The 26,241-nt window shown below is 64.7% G+C and carries 19 protein-coding genes; 6 read left to right on the top strand and 13 right to left on the bottom strand.

Annotated features, from left to right (window positions below; translation table 11 throughout):
- Positions 1-338 precede the first annotated feature (338 nt).
- Positions 339-1,544: an ABC transporter substrate-binding protein gene (locus tag FNJ47_RS18715; protein ID WP_163155633.1), complete on the top strand. Its 1,206-nt coding sequence runs from the start codon at positions 339-341 to the stop codon at positions 1,542-1,544.
- Between the two features lie 626 nt (positions 1,545-2,170).
- On the opposite strand, the gene FNJ47_RS18720 is transcribed toward FNJ47_RS18715, so the two are convergent.
- From FNJ47_RS18720 to FNJ47_RS18735, 4 genes are all read right to left on the bottom strand, one after another.
- Entirely contained in the window at positions 2,171-3,133 is a 963-nt protein-coding gene (locus FNJ47_RS18720; RefSeq protein WP_163155635.1) for an alpha/beta hydrolase, read from the bottom strand.
- A gap of 29 nt (positions 3,134-3,162) precedes the next feature.
- Positions 3,163-4,938, bottom strand: a complete 1,776-nt coding sequence (locus FNJ47_RS18725; RefSeq protein ID WP_163155637.1) for a flavin-containing monooxygenase — start codon at positions 4,936-4,938, stop codon at positions 3,163-3,165.
- A 99-nt stretch (positions 4,939-5,037) separates the two neighbouring features.
- Positions 5,038-8,508 carry an acyl-[ACP]--phospholipid O-acyltransferase gene (locus FNJ47_RS18730; protein ID WP_163155639.1) on the bottom strand — a complete coding sequence of 1,157 codons (3,471 nt, stop codon included), beginning with the start codon at positions 8,506-8,508 and terminating at the stop codon, positions 5,038-5,040.
- 286 nt (positions 8,509-8,794) lie between these two features.
- The gene (locus FNJ47_RS18735; RefSeq protein WP_163155641.1) at positions 8,795-9,052 is read right to left on the bottom strand and encodes a hypothetical protein; all 258 of its coding nucleotides are present in this window, start codon (positions 9,050-9,052) and stop codon (positions 8,795-8,797) included.
- 52 nt (positions 9,053-9,104) lie between these two features.
- Between FNJ47_RS18735 and FNJ47_RS18740 the strand changes: the two genes are divergently transcribed.
- Positions 9,105-9,731 (top strand): TetR/AcrR family transcriptional regulator, encoded by a 627-nt coding sequence (locus FNJ47_RS18740; RefSeq protein WP_175068394.1) that lies wholly within the window; start codon positions 9,105-9,107, stop codon positions 9,729-9,731.
- Here FNJ47_RS18740 and FNJ47_RS18745 read toward each other — a convergent pair.
- A complete protein-coding gene (locus tag FNJ47_RS18745) occupies positions 9,722-10,717 on the bottom strand; it encodes a winged helix-turn-helix domain-containing protein (protein ID WP_163155643.1) in 996 nt (331 codons plus the stop codon). The genes FNJ47_RS18740 and FNJ47_RS18745 overlap by 10 nt on opposite strands.
- Positions 10,718-10,868: 151 nt before the next feature.
- Between FNJ47_RS18745 and FNJ47_RS18750 the strand changes: the two genes are divergently transcribed.
- Positions 10,869-12,047 (top strand): ABC transporter substrate-binding protein, encoded by a 1,179-nt coding sequence (locus FNJ47_RS18750; RefSeq protein WP_163155645.1) that lies wholly within the window; start codon positions 10,869-10,871, stop codon positions 12,045-12,047.
- Between the two features lie 170 nt (positions 12,048-12,217).
- Here the strand turns inward: FNJ47_RS18750 and FNJ47_RS18755 are convergent, their stop codons facing one another.
- Positions 12,218-12,637, bottom strand: coding sequence for a hypothetical protein (locus FNJ47_RS18755; RefSeq protein ID WP_163155647.1), 420 nt, complete (start codon positions 12,635-12,637; stop codon positions 12,218-12,220).
- Positions 12,638-12,858: 221 nt separating this feature from the next.
- Here FNJ47_RS18755 and FNJ47_RS18760 point away from each other — a divergent pair, with 221 nt between their 5' ends.
- Together FNJ47_RS18760 and FNJ47_RS18765 are read left to right on the top strand one after the other, a co-directional pair.
- On the top strand, positions 12,859-15,129 hold the full coding sequence (locus tag FNJ47_RS18760) for a T6SS phospholipase effector Tle1-like catalytic domain-containing protein (protein WP_163155649.1): 2,271 nt from the start codon (positions 12,859-12,861) through the stop codon (positions 15,127-15,129).
- 230 nt (positions 15,130-15,359) lie between these two features.
- Positions 15,360-17,042, top strand: coding sequence for a phospholipase D-like domain-containing protein (locus FNJ47_RS18765; protein ID WP_163155651.1), 1,683 nt, complete (start codon positions 15,360-15,362; stop codon positions 17,040-17,042).
- A gap of 67 nt (positions 17,043-17,109) precedes the next feature.
- Here FNJ47_RS18765 and FNJ47_RS18770 read toward each other — a convergent pair whose 3' ends face one another.
- The gene (locus tag FNJ47_RS18770) at positions 17,110-18,210 is read right to left on the bottom strand and encodes an LLM class flavin-dependent oxidoreductase (RefSeq protein WP_163155653.1); all 1,101 of its coding nucleotides are present in this window, start codon (positions 18,208-18,210) and stop codon (positions 17,110-17,112) included.
- A 106-nt stretch (positions 18,211-18,316) separates the two neighbouring features.
- On the bottom strand, positions 18,317-18,955 hold the full coding sequence (locus FNJ47_RS18775; protein ID WP_163155655.1) for a TetR/AcrR family transcriptional regulator: 639 nt from the start codon (positions 18,953-18,955) through the stop codon (positions 18,317-18,319).
- 55 nt (positions 18,956-19,010) lie between these two features.
- Here FNJ47_RS18775 and FNJ47_RS18780 point away from each other — a divergent pair, with 55 nt between their 5' ends.
- Complete coding sequence (locus tag FNJ47_RS18780; RefSeq protein ID WP_165445751.1) at positions 19,011-20,522, top strand: FAD-dependent oxidoreductase; 1,512 nt, start codon at positions 19,011-19,013, stop codon at positions 20,520-20,522.
- A 31-nt stretch (positions 20,523-20,553) separates the two neighbouring features.
- On the opposite strand, the gene FNJ47_RS18785 is transcribed toward FNJ47_RS18780, so the two are convergent.
- From FNJ47_RS18785 to cobS, 5 genes are all read right to left on the bottom strand, one after another.
- Positions 20,554-21,666 (bottom strand): NADH:flavin oxidoreductase/NADH oxidase, encoded by a 1,113-nt coding sequence (locus FNJ47_RS18785; protein WP_163155657.1) that lies wholly within the window; start codon positions 21,664-21,666, stop codon positions 20,554-20,556.
- A 133-nt stretch (positions 21,667-21,799) separates the two neighbouring features.
- Positions 21,800-22,894, bottom strand: coding sequence for an esterase-like activity of phytase family protein (locus tag FNJ47_RS18790; RefSeq protein WP_163155658.1), 1,095 nt, complete (start codon positions 22,892-22,894; stop codon positions 21,800-21,802).
- Positions 22,895-22,897: 3 nt separating this feature from the next.
- Positions 22,898-24,796: a cobaltochelatase subunit CobT gene (gene cobT / locus FNJ47_RS18795; RefSeq protein ID WP_163155661.1), complete on the bottom strand. Its 1,899-nt coding sequence runs from the start codon at positions 24,794-24,796 to the stop codon at positions 22,898-22,900.
- Positions 24,793-25,203, bottom strand: a complete 411-nt coding sequence (locus FNJ47_RS18800; RefSeq protein WP_095731654.1) for a GNAT family N-acetyltransferase — start codon at positions 25,201-25,203, stop codon at positions 24,793-24,795. Before FNJ47_RS18800 ends, cobT begins: the two co-directional genes overlap by 4 nt.
- Before the next feature lie 3 nt (positions 25,204-25,206).
- A complete protein-coding gene (gene cobS, locus FNJ47_RS18805) occupies positions 25,207-26,205 on the bottom strand; it encodes a cobaltochelatase subunit CobS (RefSeq protein ID WP_163155663.1) in 999 nt (332 codons plus the stop codon).
- Positions 26,206-26,241 lie beyond the last annotated feature (36 nt).

Below are 26,241 nucleotides of genomic sequence, written 5' to 3' on the forward strand. Positions count from 1 at the left end.
AATATACTTCGACGTATCCATCCCAATGCGGATAATCTCTCTCACGGACGGCTCCCTTGTCTGAGATTTGCAACAACCTCATTCTGGCACACTGATGCCGTAGGGGGCCGTCCACCCCATCAACCACTAATCATTGCCGTTACGCGGATTGTTGCCCCAGCGTCGCACCAAATAGACAGCCGGGGTAATGGGTCCCGGCCTTCGCCGGGACGACGGTGGATAGTTACCCCGCCCGCATTTTCGCATCCCTGCCCCGGCGTCTCGCCACAAGCCTGCCTCCCCCGACCTCACGTAAGCTCGCCCTCGCGAACAACAAAAAACGCACAGGGAGGCTCACGATGATCTGGAAGGCCATCACGGCAGCCGCAGCGCTTGCGCTCGCGACACAGGTGCACGCCGCCGAGAAGAAATACGGCACTGGTGCCAGCGACACCGAGATCAAGCTCGGACAGACCTCGCCATTCTCGGGCGCGGCGTCGGCCTATAGCGTGATCGCCAAGGTTCAGGCCGCCTACTTCAGGATGATCAACGACCAGGGCGGCGTGAACGGGCGCAAGATCAACCTGATCACGCTCGACGACGGCTACTCGCCGCCGAAGACGGTGGAGCAGACCCGCAAGCTGGTGGAGCAGGAGGAGGTCGCCGCGATCCTCAATCCGCTGGGCACGCCCACGGGCCTTGCCGTGCGCAAATATCTCAACGACAAGAAAGTGCCGCAGCTGTTCGTCGGCGCCGGCGCCACGCTGTGGGGCGACTATGCGCATTATCCGTGGTCGATCGGCTTCCAGCCGTCGTACCAGGCCGAGACCGCGGTCTACGCCAAATACGTGCTGACCCAGAAGCCGGACGCCAGGATCGCGCTGTTCTACCAGAACGACGACGCCGGCAAGGATTACGGCAACGGCTTCAAGAAGGGACTGGGGCCGGAGAACACTGCCAGGATGGTGGTGGCGGAGACGACCTATGAATCGACCGATCCGACCGTCGACAGCCAGATCGTGAAGCTGAAGGCCTCCGGCGCCAACGTGCTGTTCATGCACGCGATCCCGAAGCAAGCGGCGCAGGCGATCAAGAAGATCGGCGAGATCGGCTGGAAGCCGGATTTGTTCTTCCTCGCGGCGACCTCGACCTCGGTGTCCTCGGTGCTGAAGCCGGCCGGCTTCGAATATTCCAGGGACATCATCTCGTCCTACTCGCTGAAGGATCCGAACGATCCGCAATGGAAGGCGGATCCGGACGTGATCGCCTGGCAGGATTTCATGAAGACGTATTTCCCGGACGGCAATCTGCAGGACCAGCTGATCGTCTACGGCTATGTGGTGGCGGAGGCGACGGTGCAGGTGCTGAAGCAATGCGGCGACGACCTCACTCATGAGAACATCATGAAGCAGGCCGCCAACCTCGACATCGCGCTGCCGATGTTCCTGCCCGGCATCAAGGTGAAGACCTCGCCGACCGACTATTTCCCGGTCGAAGCGATGCGGCTGCAGAAGTTCAACGGCGAGACCTGGCAGCTGTTCGGCGACACCATCGGGAACGATTGAGGAGAGTTGTTGAGCGCGATCCCATCCACATCGTCTCCCGGCGCCGGAGTGCGGCGGGAAATTGTAGAACGCAAACCCATCCACATCGTCGTCCCGGCGAAGGCCGGGACCCATTACCCCGACTGCATGGTGTGGCGCGAAGCTGTGGCCGCAGCCCGCTTCAGCAATAGGCGGCGGTGATAATGGGTCCCGGCCCCCGTGCGCAATTGCGCACTAGGCCGGGACGACGCGGAGGTGAGACTTCCCAAGCCAACAGCGGCCGGACGACGCGGAAACGTCTGTTCAGAAGCACGCAAATGCCACACGCCCTTGCGGCGAGCGTAGGTCTGCCTGATTTCGGAATATTGGAAATATATCCCTGAGTTGCCCGACGCGTCAAGCGGCCTGATCCGACGCCAGCCACCGCGGGCTACTGTGCATGGGGTTGTTTTCGATATTTTGGCAATGCCCCTCCACATCGTCGTCCCGGCGAAGGCCGGGACCCATTACCCCGACTGCGTGCGTGGCGCGACGCTGGGGCCACGGCCCGCTGCAACAACAGCCTGCGGTGCTTATGGGTCCCGGCCTTCGCCGGGACGACGGAGGTTAGACTCCCGCCGCCAACAACGGCCAAGACGACGCGGAGGCTAGACTCCCCGCTCCAACAACACCCGAAAATCCGCCCGCGCCCGCTGCGCCTCGGCGCGGGCTGCGTCCGACGCATCGCCGAGCCCGAAATAGCCGTGAATGAGCCCCTCGCCCGTGTGATACGCGACCTGCACCCCGGCCGCCTGCAACGCCTTGGCATAGGCATGGCCCTCGTCACGCAGGGGGTCGAACCAGGCTGTGGTGACGACAGCCGGCGCAACACCCGCAAGGCTCTTCGCGCGCAGCGGCGAGACGCGCCAGTCGGCGCCTTGCGCCTTGTCGGCGAGATAATGCCCCGCGAACCACCGCATCGTCTCACTCGTCAGGAAGTAGCCCTCTGCATTCTCGGTGCGCGACGGGAATTTGGCGTTCTCGGTGGCATCGGCGTAACTGCCGACCACGTCGGTGACGGGATAGACCAGCAATTGCGCGGCGAGCTTGATGCCGGCGTCGCGGCAGGCGAGCGCGGTGGCGGCGGCGAGATTGCCGCCGGCGGAATCGCCGGCGACGCCGATGCGGGAGAGATCGCCGCCGAAGTCGCCGATCCGCGCAACGACGTCGCGGATCGCGGCAAACGCATCCTCGAACGCACCGGGAAAGCGCGTCTCCGGCGGTTGTCGGTAATCGACCGAGATCACCACCGCGCCGGTCTCGATCACGAGGTTGCGCGCCTGGCGGTCATGGGTCTCGAGATCGCCGGCGACCCAGCCGCCGCCGTGGAAGAAGATCACGGTCGGCGCCCTGCCGGTACCGTTCCGATAGAGCCGCGCGCCGAGCTTGCCGGCAGCGCCCTGCACTTCGATGTCGCTGGCCACATCGACCGGCGGCGGCGGCACCGCCTTGCGCGCCTCGGCCAGCGCGCGGAGCGATTCGCGACAGCTCTGCGGCGTCATGGTTGCGGGCTCGCGCAAAGGCAGCAGCGGGATGATGTTGGCAATGACGGGATCGAGCGGAAGCGGCATGGGAGTCCTTCAGTGCGAGTGCTTGCAGTTCATTTCAAATGCTTGGAAAGCGTGCCGGCCTCGATCGCCGCGATTTGCAGCGCGATGAAGCGGCTGTAGATGCGGGCCTGCGAGAACGCGCCGCCGGTGAACCAGAGGCCGGGCTGCGGCGTGCGCGTCCACATGTTGCGCAGCTCCTGCGTCGCATCGTCAAAGCCCCAGACGCGGCCGACACGCGCGGCGACGTCCTCGCCGAACAGTTTTGCGAGCAGATGATCGTGGGCCTTGTAGCCGGTGGCGAGCACGAACAACTCGGCCGCGAGCGCCGTGCCGTCTTTCAGCGCGAGACCAGAGGCGGTGAAGCCTGTGATGTCGGCGGCCTGGATCAGGCGAATCCTGCCGTCGGCGATCAGCTCGGAGCAGCCGACGTTGAAATAATAGCCGCCGCCGCGGGAGCGGAATTTCAACGGCCAGCCGGTGCCGTCCTCGCCGAATTCGAGCCGGAAACCGGCGCGCTCCAGCCGCGACAGCAGCGGCGCATCGAGCCGCTTCACCTCGTCGGTGATGATCTTGTGCGCGATCTTCATGACCGGCAGCGGCACGCCGGAATTGAGGATGTCGCGCACCTCGATCGGCGGGCCGTCGCCGAGATAGGTCTTGTCGTAAAGCTGCGCCGGCTCGACATTGACCACCATGGTCGGGCTGCGCTGCACCATGGTGACGTCGGCGCTGGCGGCATGCAGCTCCTGGCAGATGTCATGCGCGCTGGTGCCGGTGCCGAACACGACCACCGAACGCCCGGCCCATTCGCGTCCTGCCGCGAACGCGCCGGAGTGCAGCACTTGGCCCTTGAAATTCTCGATGCCGGCAATCGTCGGAATGTTCGGCGTGCCGCTGACGCTGGTCGCGAGCACGATGTGCTTCGGATGCAGCGCTCGCGGACCGTCGCTTCGTTGCAATGTCACCGTCCAGCGTTGTGCGGCATCGTCGTAGCGCGCCCCCTCGAACGAGGTCTCGGTCCAGAAGTCGAGCTCCATGATGTCGACATAGCTTTCCAGCCAGTTCGCGATCTTGTCCTTCGGGATGTAGTCCGGAAAGCTCGGCGGGAACGGCAGGTAACGAAACAGATTGACCGGCGTCTTGTTGTGCAGCTTGAGGCCGCGGTAGCGCAGCCGCCAATTGTCGCCGATGCGGCGCTCGCGATCGACGATCAAGGCATCGAGCCCGATCCGCTTGCACTCCACGGCGACCGCGATGCCGGCATGGCCGCCGCCGACAATGAGCACATCAGGCTCGCGGTCGGCATAGGCGCGCGAGGCCTGCCTCTGCTCCAGCCAGTCCGGTGCGGCGAAATCGCGCGCGTGGGATTCCTCGCTGGCGCGATCGGCGCGCGCATCGCAGATGCGGTTGAAGTCAGGCATCGCCGAGAACGTCCACGCCGCGGAATTTCCGCCGCTGTCGTGCAGCAGGCGGACCGCACCGGTGCCCGGACCGTTCGACGTGTCGAAAGTGAAGACCGCCTCGATCACCTCGTGTCCGGCCACCACGGCCCGCCGCGGGTTCAACGCACGGTCATCGAGGCGAAATCCGCGCGCGTTGACCGCGGCAGCGCGCTCGAGCAGCTCGGCAACGACACGCTGCCGTCCGCTGAACGTCGCAAAATGCCAGGAAATGCCGAAGATATTGCGCCAGTGGCTCTCGGGCGCGAACAGCGCGGAAAGTGCGTCAATGGAACGGCCCGTGAGCGCCGCATCGAGCGCGCCGATCCATCGCTCGGCGATGAGTTCAGGCGCGTCCTCGGTCGCCGGGTTCAGTTTGTCCAGCATGATCGTGCTTTCTCGGGAGCAGTTGCCGACTATCTGACAACATGCTCCCGAAAAGCACAACCATCATGCCAACACTCGTGCCAGGACCCATGCCAAGGCTCATGCAACGTGTTGCTGACGCGCCTCCGGCTCGGCCTCGGCCGCATCGGTATTCTCGTCCGTCTGCGGCGCGGGCGCCGGCGCAGCAGCGGCGAGTTCCTTGGCGAGTGCGGTGGCACCGACATAGTCGGTCTTGCCGGTGCCGAGCAGCGGCACCTTGTCGACGACGCGGATGTCGGCGGGCACCGCGAGCTCGGAGGCGCCACTGCTCTTGGCCTGGCGCTGCATCGCGGCGCGGTCGGCGTCCTTCTGCGTGGTGAGCAGCACGATGCGTTCGCCCTTGCGCTGATCGGGCAGCGTGACCGCAACCGACATCGCCTGCGGCCACAGTGTGGTCGCCATCGACTCCACCGCCGACAGCGAGACCATTTCGCCGGCGATCTTGGCGAAGCGCTTGGCGCGGCCCTTGATCGCGATGAAGCCCTGCGCGTCGACCGTGACGATGTCGCCGGTGTCGTGCCAGCCCTCGGGCAGCGGCTCCAGCACGCCGGGATTTTCGGCGCGGAGATAGCCGATCATCACGTTCGGGCCCTTCACCGAGAGGCGGCCGCCTTCCTCGATGCCGGGGACTGGATCGAGGCGGTACTGCATCAGCGGCGAGATACGGCCAACGGTGCCCTGGCGGTTGGCCATCGGCGTGTTCATCGCCAGCACCGGCGCGGTCTCGGTGACGCCGTAGCCTTCGAGAATGCGGATGCCGTAGCGTTCCATGTAGATCTGCCGCGTGCGCTCCTTCACCGCTTCCGCACCGGCGATGACGAGCCGCAGCGTGCGGAAATCGTAGGCATGCGCCGAGCGGGCGTAGCCCGTGAGGAACGTGTCGGTGCCGAACAGGATCGTTGCGCCGGTCTGGTAGATCAGCTCCGGCACGATGCGGTAATGCAGCGGCGACGGATACATGAAGATCGGAATGCCGCCGAGGATCGGCATCATCATGCCGCCGGTCAGACCGAACGAGTGGAACACCGGCAGGACATTGAACACCTTGTCGTTGGCATTGGCATCGACCCGCGCCAGCGCCTGCGCCGCGTTGGCGAGGATGTTGCGGTGGGACAGCACGACGCCCTTCGGGGTGCCTTCCGAACCCGAAGTGAACAGGATGACCGCGGGATCGTTGGCGTTGCGGGCGACGCGCGGCGCGATGCCGGCGCGGAAACCTGCGATCTTGTCGGCGAGGCTGATGTCCGCCCTGACATCCTCGAGATAGACGACACGGGCCGCCTGGCCTGCCATTGCCGCGATCAGCTTGTCGAGCTTGCCCTTCTCGATGAAGGCCTGCGAGGTCAGTACGGTCGTCACCTGCGCCGCCTTCATCGCTGCCAGCACGTTGACCGGACCGGCCGAGAAGTTGAGCATCGCCGGCACCCGGCCGATGGTCTGCAGCGCCATGAACACGACGGCGACGCCGGCCGAGTTCGGCAGCAGCACGCCGACATTCTCGCCCACCGAAGTCTCCTGCTCGAGCTTGCGGCTCAAGACCTGCGCGCCGAGGATCAGCTTGCGATAAGTCAGCTTGGTGCCGAGCGCGTCCTCTATGATCGGCTTGCCGGTGTCGCGGTCGCGGTAGGCATGGCCAAGACCCTCGAACAAAGTCTGGTCGAGCATCGCGTTCTGGACCATGGCGTCGATCATGACGTCCTGCAGCGCAGCGCCGGCGGCGTTGCGGCGTGCCTTGCCCTTCAGCGACTGGTCGATCGGCAGCTTCACCGGCGGCAGGATCGAGATCGTCACCTTGGGGAACCAGGAGCGTTTGATCTCGCCGTTCTTGAGATAGCTGAGATGCGAACGCTGCGCGCCCTCGATGCGGACCGGAACGACGACCGCATCGGCCTTGTCGGCGATCATCGCGGTGCCGTCATACACCTTCATCAGCGAGCCCGAGACCGTGATCCGGCCTTCGGGGAAGATCACGACCGGCTCGCCGGCGGCAACCAGCTTGATCAGGTCACGCGCGGCCAGCGGCTTCGACGGGTCCATCGTGTAGTGCTTGATCATCTTCAGGAACGGCTTGGCCCACCACGCCTTGGCGATGCCGGTGTCGACCGCGAAGCTCGCATCGATCGGCAGCATGGCGTGCAGCAAGGGACCGTCGACCAGGCTGACATGGTTGGGCGCGATCAGCATGCGGGTGCCTGCGGGCGGCAGGTTCTCCATGCCGCGCACCTCGAGCCGGAACAGCGCGCGGAACAGCAGCGCGCCGAAATCGCGGACGCCTTCCTTGCCCCACTTGTTCAGCACGAACCAGACGCTGCCGAAGCTCGCGATGGCGAGGCCGAAGAAGATCCAGGCGATCGGCAGGCCGATCGATTGCAGGGCGCCGACGAACACCGCGCCGACGACCATGAAGCCGGCCTGCAGGATGTTGCCGGCGGCGATGATGCGGGCGCGCTCGGACGGCGCGGTCCAGGCCTGCACGGCGGCAAACGCGGGCACCACGAACAGGCCGCCGCCGAAGGCGAACAGGAAGAAGTCGGCCAGCATGCGGAAGCCACTGAGCGAGCTCGCGAACGCAGCCGCGCTGACGTCCTTGCCGAGCGAGGTGGTGGCGATCGCAAGTGCGAGGTCGAGGCCGATCACGCCCATCACGATGGCGCCGATCGGCACCAGCGCGATATTCGGGCGAACATGGCTCAGCTGCGCAGCGAACAGCGAGCCGGCGGCGATGCCGATCGCGAACACGGCGAGGCACAGCGTGACCACGCCCTCGGTGCCGCCGACACCTTCCTTGATCAGCGCAGGCAGCAGCGACAGCACGATCGCGCCGACCATCCAGAACCAGGACACGATCACCATGCCGTCCCACAGCCGCTGCTCGGCATAGAGCGACTTCAACAGGCGCACGGTCGAGGTCCAGGGATTCCTGGTGATCGGCAGGTCGGGAGCCGAGGGCTGGGTCAGCGGGATGCGCGAGGCAAATCCCCAGGACAGCACCGACAGACCGACCACCGCGGTGCAGATCCAGCCCATGTGGCTGGCGCCGGCGACGAACAGGCCGCCCGCGATGGTGCCGATCAGGATCGCCATGAAGGTCGCGCCCTCGACCAGTGCGTTGCCGGTTGCGAGCTCGGAAACCGACAGCTGGTCGGGCAGCACGGCATATTTCACCGGACCGAACAGCGCAGCGACAACGCCGAACAGCGCCAGCGCGATGAACAGCAGAGGGATCGAATGGGTGAAGAAGCCGGCGGCAGCGAAGGCCGCGGCGAAGATCTCGAAGAACTTCAGCCGGCGCGCGACGATGGATTTGACATAGCGGTCGGCGAGCTCGCCGCCGAGTGCAGACAGCACGAAGAACGGGAAGATGAACACCGCACCCGCGAGCTGGACCAGCGCCGGCCCCTGCTCGTTGGCGACGCCATATAGCAGCATGATGACCAGCGCATTCTTGAGCACGTTGTCGTTCAATGCCGAGCAGAACTGCGACCAGAACAGCGGCGCGAAGCGGCGGGACGTCATCAATTCCTTGATCATGACCGGTTCCTTGGGTTAGCGCGCTCGGCGCTGGCAGGTCTGCGAGTTTTTGTGGCAGAGAATCGTGAGCGTGATGAGATGACGGAGATCCCGCAGCCTTTAGTCTTTTCCGCAACGTATCGGTTCGAACCGGCGCCTACCGAGAGCGCCGGGCGGCCGGGACATTGCCCGCCAGAGATGTACGAGACCTTATCCAGACCTTGGGTTGATCGATCTCGAGACGGGCTCGCGCGGGACATGGTGAGCGGTTTGTTGAGGTTTCGGCGATAATTGCCGGCTGGCCGCTTCAGGTCAGTTCACTCAACCCACGGAATGGCGACCATCGGCAGTTGCGTGACTTGCAACGGCCGCCGCTTGCGGCCGCCGGGCGCGACGTGCGCCGATCCGCGCGCCGCTGCTCCAGGACGCCTGCGACGTCGCAGGCACGGGCGATCCGCTCGATCGGCGCCATCGCCAGTGAGAGGACGGCGCGGCCAAGGCCTTGCACGAGTGCGATCGCGTCATCGACAAGGGTGGTGGTCAATTGAAGTGCTAGGGTCTGCATGTGAGTGGCCTCCTATGCCAACTTGAGCAACGCTCAAATTAGTATCTCGAAAATGAACATTGTTCAAGAAGAATCGCGACGGGACCGAAAGAAACTTCAGCGGCGCACTTTGCTGATCGAGATCGCACGCCGGTTTATCGCAACTAAGGGCTTGAGATCATTAAAGGTTAGAGACGTCGCCGACGCCGCCAAATGTTCCATCGGCAGCGTCTATAACGAGTTCGGCGACTTCGACGGCCTGATCCTGACCGTGAACCGGGAGACCGTTGAGGCCTTGACCACGCGGCTCAAGGCAGTCCCGGCCGACGATCCGCTGCGCCAGCTGCACGGGCTCGCGGACGCTTATCTCGGCTTCGCCAGCGAGCACGCCAATCTGCTGCGCTCGCTGTTCGAGCACCGGATGGAGGACGACCGGCCGTTTCCGGAAGACATCCTCGCGATGGTGATGGATGCGTTCGCGCTGATGCATGCGCCGCTGGTGCGGCTGTTGCCCGATCGCGATCCCAACGACGTCGCGCTGCTGTCGCGGATGATGTTCTCTGCGGTCCACGGCATTATTTCGCTTGGCCTCGAGGAGCGCATGGTCGCGGTGCCACCGGAGATGCTGCGTGAGCGGCTCGCGCAGTTCGTCGACACCCATCTTGCCGGGCTCGGCGTATCGCGTGGCGATCAGGTTTGATTGTGCGCGACGCGGCCGGGATGGGCGAGCGTCCAGAGCGGTTCAAGGAAAACCACCCCTGTGCCGCCGTCGCGGAAGATCAGCCTGAACTCGATCCGTCCGTCCGCGGTGATGGAGGCGGAATGCACTCCCGCATTGCCGTCATATCGCAAGACGCCGTCCGAGACTTGCCCGGTAAAACCGCCGGAGAAGCCCGGTCCTGGCGTGCGGCTGTGCGGCATCGCCGGTCCGTTCACGAGATAGCCGGTCGCAACGCCGTCCCGGTCGACGCTGGTGACAATCATCATGAATTGGCGGTGCGAGTTGATCCATCCCTCGTCGCTCGCCCACACGCCGAGAAAGCGGCGGACATCGTCCGGCACGTCGCTTGCCGGCGCACGAATGCGAAAGGCAGGAAGCGGCATCTGCTTCTCCGCGGCCAGCGCGATGATCCGTTCGACATCCCGATCCGGCACGATGCCAGGATCCTGCGGCGCAAACCAGTTCACCAACTCCGCCAGAGGATTCCGCATCCCATCGGCAATCGGTGACGCGACGAGAGCCGCCAAGGCGATCACCGACAGGCTCGAAACAAGCAACCATCGGGGAAGCGCGGCCCGACGTCCCGCCACGCCGCGGGAAGTTGACGTCGTGCGCGGGATGTTGCTCGATTCATGATGGTGCGACGGCAGAACAGGCTCTGCATCGAGCCGGTATCCCCGGCGCGACACCGTCTTGATGATGCGGTGCTCGTCATCCCGCAATTTCAGGCGCAGCTCCCGGACACATTGGACGAGCGAGTCGTCTGAAACGGCGACGTTGCCCCAGACTGCCGCGTGCAGATCCTGCTTGGAGATCAACCGCCCGGCATTGCTGGCAAGATGCCGGAGCACCGCGAATGACTTCGGCCTGAGATCAAGGTCGACGCCATCCACGCGCACAACGCCGCGGGCAAGGTCCAATACAAATGAATCAAATACCAAAACGGAATCAGTCGCCGGGTCCATAGAGGTCACTCCATGCCCACAGACGGCACCAATCCAGCAAATTTAGCAGGAAATTCGTCGTTCTGTCACTTCTCGATCAGGACTTCCCTGCGGCGAAGCCGATAGTCGAGAGCCGGCCCGGCGTCATTTCCGGGCACGCGGGAGGTTGGCCATGTCGAGGACGCGGTTTGCCGTGTTGACCGGGGTTGTTCTGACGCTCGCGGCGGTGCAATCGGGACATGTCTGGGCGCAGGACACCGTGAAGGTCGGGCTGGTGATGCCATTGACCGGCGTTCTGGGGCCGGTCGGCAAACAGGCGGTCGCCGGGGCGCGGCTCTACATGGCGCAGCACGGCGACATGGTCGCCGGCCGCAAGGTCGAGCTGATCGTCCGGGACGACGCCAGCGTACCCGACAATGCCAAGCGCCTTGCGCAGGAGCTGATCATCAACGACAAGGCCGCGATCCTCGGCGGCGGACTGACGCCGAGCGTGCTGGCTCTCGCGCCACTGGTCACTGAGAGCAAGACGGCAACCGTCGTCATGGTATCGGGCACGTCGATCGTGACCGAGCGGTCGCCCTACTTCGTGCGCACCAGCTGGACCCACGCGCAGCAGGCCAGCGTGCTGGCGGAGTGGGCGGCAAAAAACGGATCGAAGCGAGCCACCATCATCGCGTCCGACTGGGCCCCCGGGCATGAAGCGGCCGGGGTCTTTTCGGCGAGCTTCACCGCGGCCGGCGGATCGATCGTCGAAGCGATGAAGGTGCCGCTGGCCAATCCCGACTTCGCGCCGTTCCTGCAACGTGCGCGGGACGGCAATCCGGATACACTTTTTATTTTCGTCCCGGCAAGCCAGGCCGCCATCCTGGCCAAGCAGTTTGTCGAGCGCGGGCTGGACAAGAGCGGGATCAAGCTGATCGGCCCCGGCGACATCGCCGATGACCAGGACCTGCCGGGCATGAGCGATGCCATGGTCGGCATGATCACCGCGGGATTCTATTCCGCCGCCCATCCATCCGATCTGAACCGCGCCTATGTCGCAGCCTTCCGCAAGGCCAATGCGAATACGCGTCCGAACTTCATCAGCGTCAGCGCCTATGACGGCATGCATCTGATCTACGAGGCGTTGAAGGCGACCGGCGGCAAGACCAATGGTGACGCACTGATCGATGCCATGAAGGGCATGGCCTGGGAAAGCCCGCGCGGCCCGATGTCGATCGATCCAAAGACGCGCGATGTCATCCACGACATCTACATTCGCAAGGTCGAGAAGGTCGGCGGCGAGCTCTACAGCGTCGAGCACGAGACGTTCAAGGCGATCAAGGACCCCGCCAAGATCGCGAACAAATGAGCAAAACGGGGTAGCTGTTTTTTCGGCCCAGCTCCGGGTTTGTGCTGTCCCGGGGGCTGCGGCCGGCTGCGGGTGCAGGACTTGCGTGCAGGACTTGCGTTCGGGCAGCCCGCCAACGCGATCAATCTCGATCGCCGAAGCGAGCCTAGCCTGGCGTCCCTCCAACGCCCTCAGGCGCGCGCCCGGGCGATCGTGCCGGCGACGATCTGCATCGCAACGCCGAGCACCCAGCCCGCCATGATGGCCGCGGTCCAGCCGATATCCGGCTCGCTGCGCAGCACGACGACGCCGACAGAGAAGAACGCGACCATCGTCGCGAGGAAGGTGCCGACCGCGCTGAGCAGCTCCGCCGCGTCGATCTTGCGCAGCGAGGCGGCGTCCTTCGGATGGAAGAGTTTTGGCGGCGTGTCGATACCGAGGTAGAAGCCGATCGCGCCGCTCAGCATCATGATGAGCAGGAATGCCTGCGAGGTCAGCGCCGAGACGCTGGAGCCGACATGGATGGCGACGAACAGACCGCTTGCAGCACCTGCCAGGGCGAGGCCGAAGCGCTCCAGGACATGGGCAAATTTTCTGACGCGGCTGCGCATTGCTGTGCCTCATCAATGAATTGTGCCGCTATCAGGCTAGGCCTTTTCGCAGCAACGCGAAAGCCGTCACCTCTCAAATGGCCGCGACCTCGTGACGCTTTTGTGCGCCAGTTCACAGCTGTCATGGCACAGAATGACTAAATATCGATCCAAGGTAGCAATCGAATCCGCTACTACTACACTGCGCCAACCGCTTCATTCATTTCAGCGAGCGACTTGCAATGCCGAGTCCCAAGATCATCATCCTGTCCGATGGCACCGGCAATGCCGCTTCCAGCGTCTGGCGCACCAATGTCTGGCGAATATTCCAATCGCTGGATTTGCAGGGCAATACGCAGGCCGCCAAGTATGATGACGGCGTCGGCACATCGAAATTCGTTCCGCTTGCGCTGCTCGGCGGCGCGTTCGGCTATGGCCTCAAGCGCAATATCCTGGATGCCTACAAGTTCATCTGCCGCAACTACGACCACCAGAACGATTCGCAGATCTACCTGTTCGGATTCAGCCGCGGCGCATTCACGGTGCGCACGCTCGCCGCACTCATCGTCGATCAGGGCCTGATCGTTGCGGACACCGAAGCCGAATTGCACGACGGCGCCGTGAAGGCCTATCGCGCCTACCGGGCCGCGGGCTACCACTCGATCTGGCGCATCGAGGTGATCTTCCGCGCGCTGCGCGACTACATCCTCGTGCCGGTGCTGGACCGCCTGAAGGGCAACAAGCCCTATGCCGAGATTATCCGGAAGCAGGTGCCATCGATCGAATTCATCGGCATCTGGGACACCGTCGCGGCCTATGGTCTGCCGATCGACGAGATGACGCGCGGCATCTCCAACTGGGTGTGGCCGCTCGAACTGCCGAACCGGATTCTCAGTCCGAAGGTCAAGTGCGCACGGCACGCGCTGGCGCTCGACGACGAGCGCACGACCTTCCATCCGGTGCTTTGGACCGAGCAGGAGCCGGGACAGCCCGCACCGGCGGTGCCGACCACAATCGACGGCGAGCACCTCGTCCAGGTGTGGTTCGTCGGCATGCACGCCAATGTCGGGGGCGGCTATCCGGACGATGCCGTCGCGTTCGTGCCGCTGGCCTGGCTGGTCGACGAAGCCGTCAAGCAGGGCCTCGTGTTCAAGAGCGCTCCGATTGCCGATCCCGATGCGATCAAGGCGATCAGATCGTCGGAAGACAAGGACGGCCGCCTCTATGATTCGCGGGCGGGCCTGGGCTCGTACTATCGATACGGCCCCCGCAAGGTCGCCGACCTCTGCAACGATCACCATGCCGGCGTCAGCGTGCCGATGCCCAAAATCCACGAAAGCGTGTTCGAGCGGATCGACAGCGGCGCCAATGCCTACGCCCCGATCGGGCTGCCGCCGAACTATGTGGTCGTCTCCCGCAACGGCCAGATCACGCCGCTGGGCCCCAATACATTCGAGACGCCGGTCGGCGCGCCGGCACGTTATGCCGCGCAGGAGAAGCTGTGGAATTTCGTCTGGATGCGGCGGATCGCCTATTTCGCCACGCTGGCGGCGTCGCTGCATCTGGCGGCGTTCTGGCTGTTCCACAACCAGCACCCGCAGCACGAGTTCAGCTCCCGATTCAGGATGATTTCGGAACTGGTGCGCTTCATCGAATCATTCCTGCCGGCTTCCTTTCATTGGTGGACCGACTGGTACGCCGGCAACCCGGAATGGTTTGCCGGCGGCATCATCGCCGTTGCCGCGCTGATGGCTGTCGGCAGTTCGCTCAGCGCAACGGTCAGCGACAGGATGCGGATCATCTGGCGTGACCGTGCGAAGCCTGTGCCGCTCTCCGGGATCGTGCACGATGCGATCTATCGATTCCGCACCAGCGCGATCTATCAATGGGTCCTCAATGTCGGGAAACGGCACGTCGTTCCGTTCGTGCTGACGGCCGTGATGGTCTGGTACGGCGCGACGCTGCTCAGCCATTTCCTGTTCAATGCCGAGGATTCGATGGGCGCCTTCTGCACGGGGACCGCGGCCGACAAGCTGGTCGCCGTCGACAAAGGCATCCCGCAGGATGCGGCGGCCGATTTCGATACCAGCGCGATCTGCGCGCCGACCGGCCTCAAGGTCCGCACCGGATTCAAGTACGAGATCGCGATCACGATGTCGGAGCCCTGGGAGGACGCCGGGCGCGCCGTTACGCCGATCGGATACCGGACGTCGACCATCGAGGGTGACAAGCGCTGGCGCGGATACGCCACGATCTTCCTGCGACGGATCCTGTTCCGGCCATGGTTCCGCCTGATCGCACGGGTCGGAGAGACCGGCGTCGACGAGTATTTCCTTGACCCGCTGCCGGCGCCCAACACCGACCCGCAGGTCTACAAGGCGCGATTCACCGCCGATCGCAGCGGCGAGATCTTCCTCTACGTCAACCAGGCAGTGATCGGCCTTCCCTGGGTCTACAAATCGTTCTACGGCGATCACAAGGGCAAGGCGAAGATCACAGTGCGGTTGATGTAGGCACCGCTCGCACGGCCTCCCAGGACCGCGGCCGCACCGAGCTGTGCTGCGGCATCGATCTGTGATCCAGCCGATAGTCGTGGTTGTATATTTTATGACATACTTCCTTTGCTAGAGTGCGGCCGGCCGCCCGAGTCGATCCGATACGACGCGTCGGACCACCTGAGGGCGCTGACGCGCCAGGTTCATATCGACGGGATATTTCTCACCAGCGATTTGGAGGCATCACCGTGATTTCCAGGATTCAAGCGTTCCCAACCACCGATGGCATCTTCGTGGTCTGGGAAGTATCGGCAATGATCCCGAACTGTCTCGGCTTTGCGCTCTATCGTCAGCAGCAGGGCAAGAGCGCGACCGTGGTCGACACCTGGGTCGGATTCGAGGATCAGGCGCAGGGCCACAAGGCGGGAGATCATCGGCCGAGCACTGAATGGCCGGTGCAGAAGACCAACTGGACCGACTTCCTGGCACCGGCCGATGCGCCGGTCCGCTATGGCGTGGTGCCCGTTCTGATGGACGGCGCCACCAAGGTGAAGCCCGCGGCGAGTGCGCCATCGACATGGACCGACTACGTCTCCGCCACGCCCTCCGGTCCGCTGAAGCCATGGTTCAACCGCGGCACGATCTCGGCCCAATGGCTGTCGCGCGCGATCGGCGCCACGCCCAAAGCCTCCCAGACGCTGGACAAGGCGATCTCGATCAAGGGCAACAAGATCCGCGACTTCCTCAAGGGAGAGCTTGGCGCCCGCCTGCTCGCCCTGCTGGCCGATGCCAGGAAGAACAAGGTCGACGTCTATGTCGCGCTTTACGAGCTCAACGATCCTGAATTGATCGCGGCGCTGACCGCGATGAAGGGCAACGCCCATGTTGTGCTCGGCAACAGCACCGGCAAGTCCGACGCCACGGCAAAGGATACCGAGAAGAACGCCGGCGTGCTGAAGCAGGCCGGCGTCGACATCGTCCGCCGCAAGATCGCGCCGAGCCGTTACGCCCACAACAAGTTCGCGGTGTTCTGCGACGGTGCCGGGAGGCCGAAGGTGGTCTGGACCGGCAGCACCAACTGGACCCGGACCGGGCTGTGCACCCAGAACAACAACGGTCTCGAGATCACCGACGACAAGGTCGCGGCGGCCTATCACGATCATTGGAAGACGATCTATGCCGACGGCAGCAAGTCGCCGAAGGCGCTGGCCGTGGCCGGCGATCACGAATGGCCGTTCACGATCGGCAAGTCGAACGCCAGCGTCTGGTTCACGCCGACCACCAAGAGCGGCGACCTCAAGGAAGCCACCAAGATGATCGAGGACGCCGAGCACGGCGCGGTGTGCCTGATGCTCAATCCCGGCAACAAGGGCCTGCTCGGCCCGATCCTGGACAAAGCGCAGGACAAGAATCTCTATGTGCGCGGGGTACTCAACAATTTCCCGGCGCAGGGCAAGGACAGTCCGAAGGATCAGCTGCAGCTGCTCGCCGGCAACGGCCAGCAGCAGGTGTTCAAGGGCAAGCAGATTGCCGACGTGATCCGCCCCGCCGGCATCGACAAGACCGCCGACTGGTGGCAGCGCGAGATCAAGAACACCGGCAAGTTCATGATCGCCGTGCACAGCAAGGTGATCGTGCTCGATCCCGCCGGCAAGAATCCGGTGGTCATGACCGGCTCGCACAATTTCTCCGACCGTGCCAGCACCAAGAACGACGACAACCTCGTCATCATCAAGGGCGATTCGCAGCTGGCGCTGACCTACGCCGCGCGCATCGTCAGCATCTACGGCCAGTATCGCTGGCAGGCCTGGCGCAACACGCCGGAAGGCCAGCAGGACAAGGGCCTGAAGCGCAGCGACGCCTGGCTGAGCAGCAGAATCGGGAAGGGCTGGGCGGAAATCGAGACGCGATTCTGGCTCGGCGCGGCCTGACACCAGCTATCCGCAATGACATACGGGGCAGCGTTGCCGCTGCCCCGTGTGATCTTCGCGCTCAAGCTTACGCAGCGCGCCCAACCGAAGCGTCGAGATTCTTCAGCCGTGGCAACACCTCCTGCTTCAGCAGCCGCAGCGAATTGTGCCAGGCTTCGGGCTTGTGCTTGTAGTCGAAACCGAACACCAGCAGCACGCCGAAGCCGCCGACCTCCTGGTAGATCTTCTCGATCTTCTCGGTGACGGTCGCGGGCGAGCCGACGATCCAGTTGTTGCGGGCGCAATATTCCACGGTGACGTCGCTGTCCGGCACGTCGGGTGACGCCTTCAGATAATCCTTGAAACCAAAGTGGCCGAGCAGCGGCAGGAAATACTCGCCCATCATCCGGCCCATCATGTCGCCGGTCGAGAGCCTCCATGCCTCCTCGTCGGTGTCGGCAACGAAGACCTCGCGCACCATCCGCCAGTCCTTGCGGCTCGGCTTGCGGCCGGTCTTGGCAGCACCGGCTTCGACCGAGTCCCAATGGCTGCCGACATAGGCGGGATTGAGGTTCAGGCTCATCGGGATGAAGCCGCGCTCGCCGGCGAGCTTGAGCGTGTCCGAGTTCTTCGACAACCCCGCGACGCCGATCGGCGGATGCGGCCCCTGTAGCGGCTTGATGTGGGGTTTGAGGAAATCGAACATCGTGTCCGGCTTGGTCACCGTCCAGAACTTGCCTTTATGAGTCCACGGGCCCGGCTCGGTCCACATCTTCAGGATGATCTCAAGCGCCTCGCGGGTCATGTCGCGGTTCTGGCCCGACATGCCGTCGACATTGAACATCGCCCAGTCGCTCGGCAGGCCTGAGGCCGCGACGCCGAAGTTGAGCCGCCCGCTCGAGAGATGATCGAGCATTGCAACGCGGTTCGCGAGCTCGGCCGGGTGATGATACGGCAGCAGGAAACCGCCGGGCCCGATGCGGATGTTCTTGGTCTGCAACAGCGCCTGCGCGATCAGCAGGTCCGGCGACGGATGCGGCTCCCACGGCGCGGTATGGTGCTCGCCGATCCAGGCTTCCTGATAGTCGAGCTCGTCGAGCCAGCGCAGCACCTGCAGGTCCCAATCGTGGCCCTCCTTCAATCCGCACTCCGGCGGATGCGACGGCATCGCGAAGTATCCGAGTTCCATGGGTTTCCTCTCTTTGTTCGTTGCGTGTCTTCCGCACGCGCGCAGAGAGTAGCTGCCTCGGCTACGGCAGAACAATGGCTTTTGTCGCTTGCGGCCCGGGTGGGACTTACGCGTAAGGCGTTCCCTTCAACATGGTCGCGACGCCCGAAAAGCTTCGCTCCATGATCTGCAGGAAGGCCTCGCGTGCCGATGCGGCCGGCTTGCGGGCCTTGTGCTCCCGAAGCCCCTCCGCATAGGCGACGGTCAGCGCCGTGACCACCATCGACGCGGCGAGCCGGGCATCGGCATCGGCGAGCGGCCGCCTGACGGCTCCCGCCAGCACGGTTGCCAGATCGTCGATCAACTCGTCACGCATCTCTCTCGCGCGCGCCGAGAGCGCGGGGCTGTCGGCGACGGTGCGCCAGAATTTCGCCGTCGCATCGGTGAATTTCGCGAACGGCTGCGCGCGATCCGCCAGGCCTTGCACCAGCTTGCGCAGGGTCGCGATCGGCGCCTCCCCGGCCGGCCGTTCGGCAATGGCAGCCCGCAGCATCTGGCGGCTTTCCTCTTCGCGGTCGAAGAACAGGTCCTCCTTGCGCGGAAAGTAATTGAACACCGTCATCCGGGAGACCTCGGCGGACTCGGCGATTTCGGCCACCGAAACATTGTCGAAGCCGCGCTCCAGGAACAGCCCGGTGGCGACGTCCGAGATCGCCTGGCGCGTCGCCTCCTTCTTCCGCTCGCGTAATCCGCCCTGATTTGACATGCAGGAATTTGTACCATAGAAAATATTGTACTTGATACAAATTTATGGTGACGGCTTGACGCGTGAACGAACGGATGTGGTTGTGGTCGGCGCCGGACCGACCGGACTGCTGCTGGCGATCGAATTGACCCTGGGCGGCGCCGACGTGGTCGTGATCGAGCGGCTGACGGCGCCCGACCAGACCATCAAGGCCGGCGCGATCGGCGCACTCGCAGGCGAGGCACTGGAGCGCCGCGGCCTCGCAGAAGCCATGGATGCCGTCGAGCGCACCATGGCGGACAGCATGTCCAGGCTCATGAAGAGTGCGGGCGGCGAGAGCGAACTGCCGTTCAGGAAATTCGGCGGTCACTTCTCCGGCATTTTCCTGATCGACCAGACCCGGCAGCGCGAGCCGGACCGGCGGTTGCGCGGTGTGACCCAGCAGGCGCTCGAACGAATGCTCGGCGAGCGCGCCCATGCACTCGGCATCGAGATCAGGCGCGGCTGCGAACTGATCGATTTCAGGGATGACCGCGACGGCGTCGTGACGCGGGCTGAGGGCGCATCCGGTGATGTCGAGTTGCGCTCAACCTATCTGGTCGGCTGCGACGGCGGACGCAGCGCCGTGCGCAAACGCGCGGGCTTCGCCTTTCCCGGCACCGAGCCGACCCTCACCGGACACCAGGCTATCGTCGACCTCGATCATCCGGATCGTCTGCTGCCAGTGGGTTGGCGGCGGACGCCCGTCGGCATGATGGCGTATGGACCGATTCCCGGCCGGGTGTTCATGGCCGAGTTCGACGGACCGCCCGCCGATCGCGGCGCGCCCGTGACGCGCGAGGAGATCGAGACCACCCTGCGCCGGATCAGCGGCGCCGACGTCCGCGTCACCGCGGTCAAGACCGCCACGCGCTTCAGCGACAATGCGCGACAGGCCGACAGCTATCGCAGGGGCCGCGTGCTGCTGGCGGGCGACGCGGCGCATGTGCATTCGCCGTTCGGCGGGCAAGGCTTGAATCTCGGCCTGCTCGATGCGGCCAATCTCGGCTGGAAGCTTGCGGCAGTCGTCTGCGATCGCATGCCTGAAAGCCTGCTCGACAGCTACACGGAAGAACGGCACCCGATCGCGGCAAGGGTGCTCGCCAACACCCGCGCTCAAGTCGCATTGATGCGGCCTGACGTCATGACCGACGCGCTGCGCGAGATCGTCGCTGACCTGATGAGCCTCGACGAAGGCACTCGATACTTCGGCGAAATGATCAGCGGCATCCGGATTCGTTACGATCTCGGCGACGATCATCCATCGGTCGGCCGGCTCTCTGGCAATCTCGCTCTCGGCGACGACGACGTGAAGACCACCCTGTTCGATCAGATGGAGGACGGCAAGGCCGTTCTGGTCGATGCAACGGGTGGCGCTGCGTCAGCAATCGCAGCTCGGTGGGACATCTTTGTCCGGTGCGTGCCACGACGCAGCGGCCCCTCGCTGCTGATCCGTCCGGATGCCTGTATCGCCTGGGCGTCGGACGACGCCGACACGACGGGCCTCGACGCCGCGCTCGCGCGCTGGTTCGGGCCCGCCATGCATTGACCTCCGCAAACCAGGCCGGCGAGGCGGAGCGTCAGCGCGCTCCGAACGTGGTCTTGCCGAACAGCTGCTTCTGCGTTGAGGGCTGCGAGCGCCAATATTGCGGCGGCGCGCTGACCTCACCGCCGAGCTCGGCGGCGGCGTGCCAGCCCCAGCGCGGGTCGTAGAGCATGCCGCGGGCGAGCGCGACCATGTCGGCCTTCCCTGATGCGACGATCTCTTCCGCCTGTTTCGCTTCCGTGATCAGGCCGACCGCCATGGTGGTGACGCCGGTCGCCTCCCGCACCGCCTGCGCCGCCGGCACCTGGTAGCCCGGCCCGAGCGGAATCTTCTGCAGCGCCGAGACGCCGCCGGACGAGACGTCCATCCAGTCGACGCCGCGCTTCTTCAACTCCTTCGTGAACTCGATGGTCTGCGCGACGTCCCAGGCGCCCTCGACCCAGTCGGTCGCGGACACCCGGACGCCGACCGGCTTGCGGTCCGGAAATGCCGCGCGAACGGCGTCAAACACTTCCAGCGGAAACCGCATCCGGTTCTCGAGCGAGCCGCCGTAGCGATCGGTGCGCTTGTTGGCGAGCGGCGACAGGAACTGGTGCAGGAGATAACCGTGCGCGCTGTGCAGTTCGAGCGCGTCGATGCCGAGCCGGTCGGCGCGCTTGGCCGACGCGACAAAGGCCTCGCGAATGCGCTTCAGCCCGGCGTCGTCGAGCGCCGCCGGCGCCGCCTCGCCTTCCTTGTGCGGGACCGCAGATGGTCCAACCGTCTGCCAGCCACCGTCGGCAATCGGGATCAATTGCCCGCCCTCCCAGGGACGCTGGCTCGAAGCCTTGCGACCGGCATGGGCGAGTTGCATCGCTACCGCCGCCTTCGAATGCTTGCGCACCGAGGCCAGGATCGGCTTCAACGCCGCCTCGTTGGCATCGCTGTAGAGGCCGAGGCAGCCCGGCGTGATCCGCCCGATATCCTCCACATGCGTCGCCTCGATGCAGAACATCGCCGCGCCCGACAGCGCCAGCATGTTGATGTGGGTGAAGTGCCAATCATTGGCGGAGCCGTCGATCGCCGAATATTGGCACATCGGCGCGACCATGATCCGGTTGGAGAGCTGGAGGCCGCGCAGTTCGATCGGAGAAAACAGGGTGCTCATGCGAGGGATGTCCGGGATCGGGGAAAGGGCCACCATAAGATAGAGGCCGCCCAGTCGATCACCAACCGCCCTGGATGCCCCGCAGGCCGGAACGCAGATCAGCAATGCTCTAACGGCGCCCCTCGGCGGCGTCTCACTCGACCAGGGTGAATTGCAGCAGCAGATTGCGCTGGATCAGCGAGAAATTGTCGTCGGAGATCATGGTCAGCACGGTCTCGCCCTCATCAGTGACATGGGCGTCGATACCTTCCATGTTGTCGATTTCGTTGCCGAGGTCGGCGTTGAAGATCGCAGGGCCATCGACGACGGCACCGGGCGCGATGTCGGACAGCGCAAGGCGGCGGATGCGGATCCCGACGCCGCCCAGCCAGGAGAATTTCCGCTCCAGGATCAACAGATCGCCCGACGGCAGCAGCACCGCGTCGCTGATGTCGAAACTGTCGGTGCGGCGGACGCTGAACTGGCCCGGCGTCTTGCCGCCGACCAGGAAGGCGATCAGATTGCCGCTCGCATCGAGTCCGCGTTCCGAGAACGCGATCAGCGTACCGGCAAGCGCCTGCCCCTTGGCCATGACCTTGGGCACGAAGACCAGCGCCTCCAGCCCCTTGTTGAGAGGAAGCTTGCGCGCCGCCGGCGGCAGCGGCACCACCTCGCCGCGCGAGCGGGTGAAGCCCTTGGCGAAATCGTAGCGTAGCACCTGATTGACCCGTTCGAGCCCGACGTAAGCGAACGAGCCGTCGAGCGCGAGCGATTCCGAATCGTACCAGCCGCGGGTCGCGGTGATCGGCTTGCCGTCGGCGCCAAGCAGCGGCGCCGCCTCGACATCGTCGAGCCCGGCCATTTCGCGGCCGCGATAGACGATGCGGCCGGTGAACCAGCTGCCCTGGTCGCTGACCGCGATGAAGCGTTCGCCCTTGGCATCGAGCCGCAGCGCGGAGAGACCGCCGAAGCCGGAGAAGGACGAGGTCAGGATCAGGCCACTGCGATACTCCAGCGCGCCGAACCGCACGCGTGCGCGATCTCGGATATCGAACGACGGCAGCGGCCGGGCATTGACCTCGATCGAGACGGGTTCATTGACCCGATAAGGATTCGGCTTGGCGGCCGGGCGCGGCGCCGCCGGCGGCTGCGCGGCGCTCTGCGCTTGCGCGAGACGCGGCAAGGCGGCGGCCGACAGCCCCGCCGCCACATCCCTAAGGACATGGCGGCGGCTAACGGGTGAGCGCATGTCTCACGAGTGGAGGCGGCGCCGGGTGCCCGGTGCGGGCGCCGAGCCGTGGGTCTCGCTGAACAGTTCGGCGAGCTTCTCGGTGATCGCGCCGCCAAGCTCTTCGGCATCCACGATGGTGACGGCGCGGCGATAGTAGCGCGTGACGTCATGACCGATGCCGATCGCGATCAGCTCGACCGGCGAGCGGGTCTCGATCTCTTCGATGATGTGGCGCAGATGCCGCTCGAGATAGTTGCCGGGATTGACCGACAGCGTGGAATCGTCGACCGGCGCGCCGTCGGAGATCATCATCAGGATGCGGCGCTGCTCGGGACGCCCAAGCAGACGCTTGTGCGCCCAGTCGAGCGCCTCGCCGTCGATGTTTTCCTTGAGCAGGCCCTCGCGCATCATCAGGCCGAGATTTTTCCGCGCGCGCCGCCACGGTGCGTCGGCCGACTTGTAGATGATGTGCCTGAGATCGTTGAGACGGCCAGGATTGGCCGGCTTGCCGGCGGCAAGCCACGCCTCGCGCGACTGCCCGCCCTTCCAGGCGCGGGTAGTGAAGCCCAGGATCTCGACCTTGACGCCGCAACGCTCCAGCGTGCGCGCCAGGATGTCGGCGCAGGTGGCAGCGACCGTGATCGGACGGCCGCGCATCGAGCCGGAATTATCCAGCAGCAGCGTCACGACGGTGTCGCGGAAGGTCGCCTCCTTCTCATGCATGAAGGACAGCGGGTGATAGGGATCGGTGACGACACGCGACAGCCGCGCCGGATCGAGGATGCCCTCCTCGAGATCGAAATCCCAGGCGCGGTTCTGCTGCGCCATCAGGCGGCGCTGCAGACGGTTGGCGAGCCGCGCCACGATGCCCTGCAGATGCGCGAGCTGCTTGTCGAGATAGGAACGCAGCCGCTCGAGCTCGTCGTGATCGCAGAGATCCTCGGCTGCGACCACCTCGTCGAACTTCGGCGCGAAGGCGTGATATTCCGGACCGCGCGGCTCGTTCTGGCCGCGTGAATTCGGCCGGGTCGCCTCGCCCGGCGTCTCGTCGTCACCGAGCTCGCCGTCGTCGAACGTGTCCGACGTAGAGGCCTGTGCGCTCTCCATCGCGCTTTCGCTCATTTCGTCCGCGGTGGTCTGGGCCTGGTCGGCGCTCATCTCCTGCGCGGCGTCGGAATCCGGCGAGCCTTCGGCACCGGACTGATCGCTCTCGCCGTCCTGGTTCTCGTCCTGATCCTCGTCGTCATCGGAATCCATGTTGCGGTCGTCGCCGAGATCGAGCGCCGACAGCAGATCGTGGACGAGGTCGCCGAACCGGGCCTGGTCCTCGGCAAAACGGCTGAGCTGGTCGAGCCGCGAGCCGATCTTGTCCTCCAGCGTCGGACGCCAGAGATCGACCATCTTCTTTGCGGCAGCGGGCGGAGCCATGCCGGTGAGGCGCTCGCGCACCAGCATCGCCAGCGCATCGGACAGCGGCGCGTCGGCGCGATCGGTGATCTCGTCGTACTTGCCGCGATGGAAATGATCGTCGAGCATCGCGGTGAGGTTCTTCGCGACGCCCGCCATCCGTCGCGAGCCGAGCGCCTCGACGCGCGCCTGCTCGACCGCCTCAAACACGCCGCGCGCCTGCGGATTACCCGGCATCAGCTTGCGATGCACCTTGGGATCGTGACAGGCGATCTTGAGCGCGATCGAATCGGCATGGCCGCGCACGATCGCCGCGTCGCGCTTGGTCATCTTGCGCGCCGGCTCCGGCAGCCGCGCCTTGCCGGGCGCGAGCCCGGGGCGCTCCGCGGCGAAGCTGACTTCGAGCTCCGGCTTCTTGGCGATCGCCTTCAGGCACGCCGACACCGAGCGCTTGAACGGCTCGGTCGGCGCTTCCTTCGATCCGGGACGGAATTTGATGTTGGAGGCTGTCATAGCGATTTCGTAAACCAATGGCGCGTTACGCCACCGGGATACCCCTCAATCGAACCGAATTCTTTATATCCATTGGCGCGGTAGAAGCCCGGCGCCTGGAAGCTCATCGTATCCAGATAGGATTGCGTGGCCCCGAAGCGCCGCGCCTCGTCTTCGATTGCCTTGATCAGCTTCGCGCCAAAGCCCTTGTTGCGAAACTTCTGCTCCATCCAGAACAGCTGGATGAACAACACCGCGGTCCAGACCTCGCCGACGATGCCGCCGACGATCTCGTCGCCTTGCCGCAGCGAGATGGCGAAGCGCTTGTACTTCTGCTTCCCCATCTTCTCGTTGTTGTAGCGGAGCAATCCGCCGAGCACCGCCTTCTTCGTCTGTGTGACTGTGCGCTCGACGGAGATTTTCGGCATGGACTAGCTGAGCGCCACGTTGACCGAGGATTCCGGCAACTCGACGTTGAAGCAGCGCTGGTAGAACTCGGCGACCAGCGGCCGCTCCAGCTCGTCACACTTGTTGAGGAAGGTGACGCGGAACGCGAAGCCGATGTCGCTGAAGATGTCGGCGTTCTCGGCCCAGGTGATCACCGTGCGCGGGCTCATCACCGTCGACAGGTCGCCATTGGCGAACGCGTTACGGGTGAGATCGGCAAGCCGCACCATCTTGTTGACGATGTCGCGGCCTTCCTGCGTGCGGTAGTGGCGCGCCTTCGCCAGCACGATCTCCACTTCCTCGTCATGGGCGAGGTAGTTCAGCGTGGTGACGATCGACCAGCGGTCCATCTGGCCCTGGTTGATCTGCTGGGTGCCGTGATAGAGGCCCGACGTATCGCCGAGGCCGACCGTGTTGGCGGTCGAGAACAGGCGGAACGCCGGATGCGGCTTGATCACCTTGTTCTGGTCGAGCAGCGTCAGGCGGCCGGAGACTTCCAGCACGCGCTGGATCACGAACATCACGTCCGGGCGGCCGGCGTCGTATTCGTCGAACACCAGCGCGATGTTGTGCTGCAGCGCCCAGGGCAGGATGCCGTCACGGAATTCAGTGACCTGCTTGCCTTCCTTGACCACGATCGCATCCTTGCCGACCAGATCGATACGGCTGATGTGGCTGTCGAGGTTGACGCGCACGCAGGGCCAGTTGAGGCGGGCCGCAACCTGCTCGATGTGCGTCGATTTGCCGGTGCCGTGATAGCCGGTGACCATCACGCGGCGGTTCTTGGCGAAGCCGGCGAGGATCGCGAGCGTGGTGGCGCGGTCGAAGCGGTAGTCGCTGTCGACTTCCGGCACGTGCGGATCGACTTCGGAATAGGCGGGAACTTCCAGGTCGCTATCGATCCCGAAGACCTGCCGGACCGACACCTTCATGTCGGGCAAGCCGACGGGTTCTTGAGCTTTGGTCTGGACGGCGGTCGTCATTCATCCTCCGAGGTCCCGGGCGTTCCCGAAACCAGA

It is taken from the genome of Bradyrhizobium uaiense, assembly GCF_010811875.1.
Lineage (GTDB): Bacteria > Pseudomonadota > Alphaproteobacteria > Rhizobiales > Xanthobacteraceae > Bradyrhizobium > Bradyrhizobium uaiense.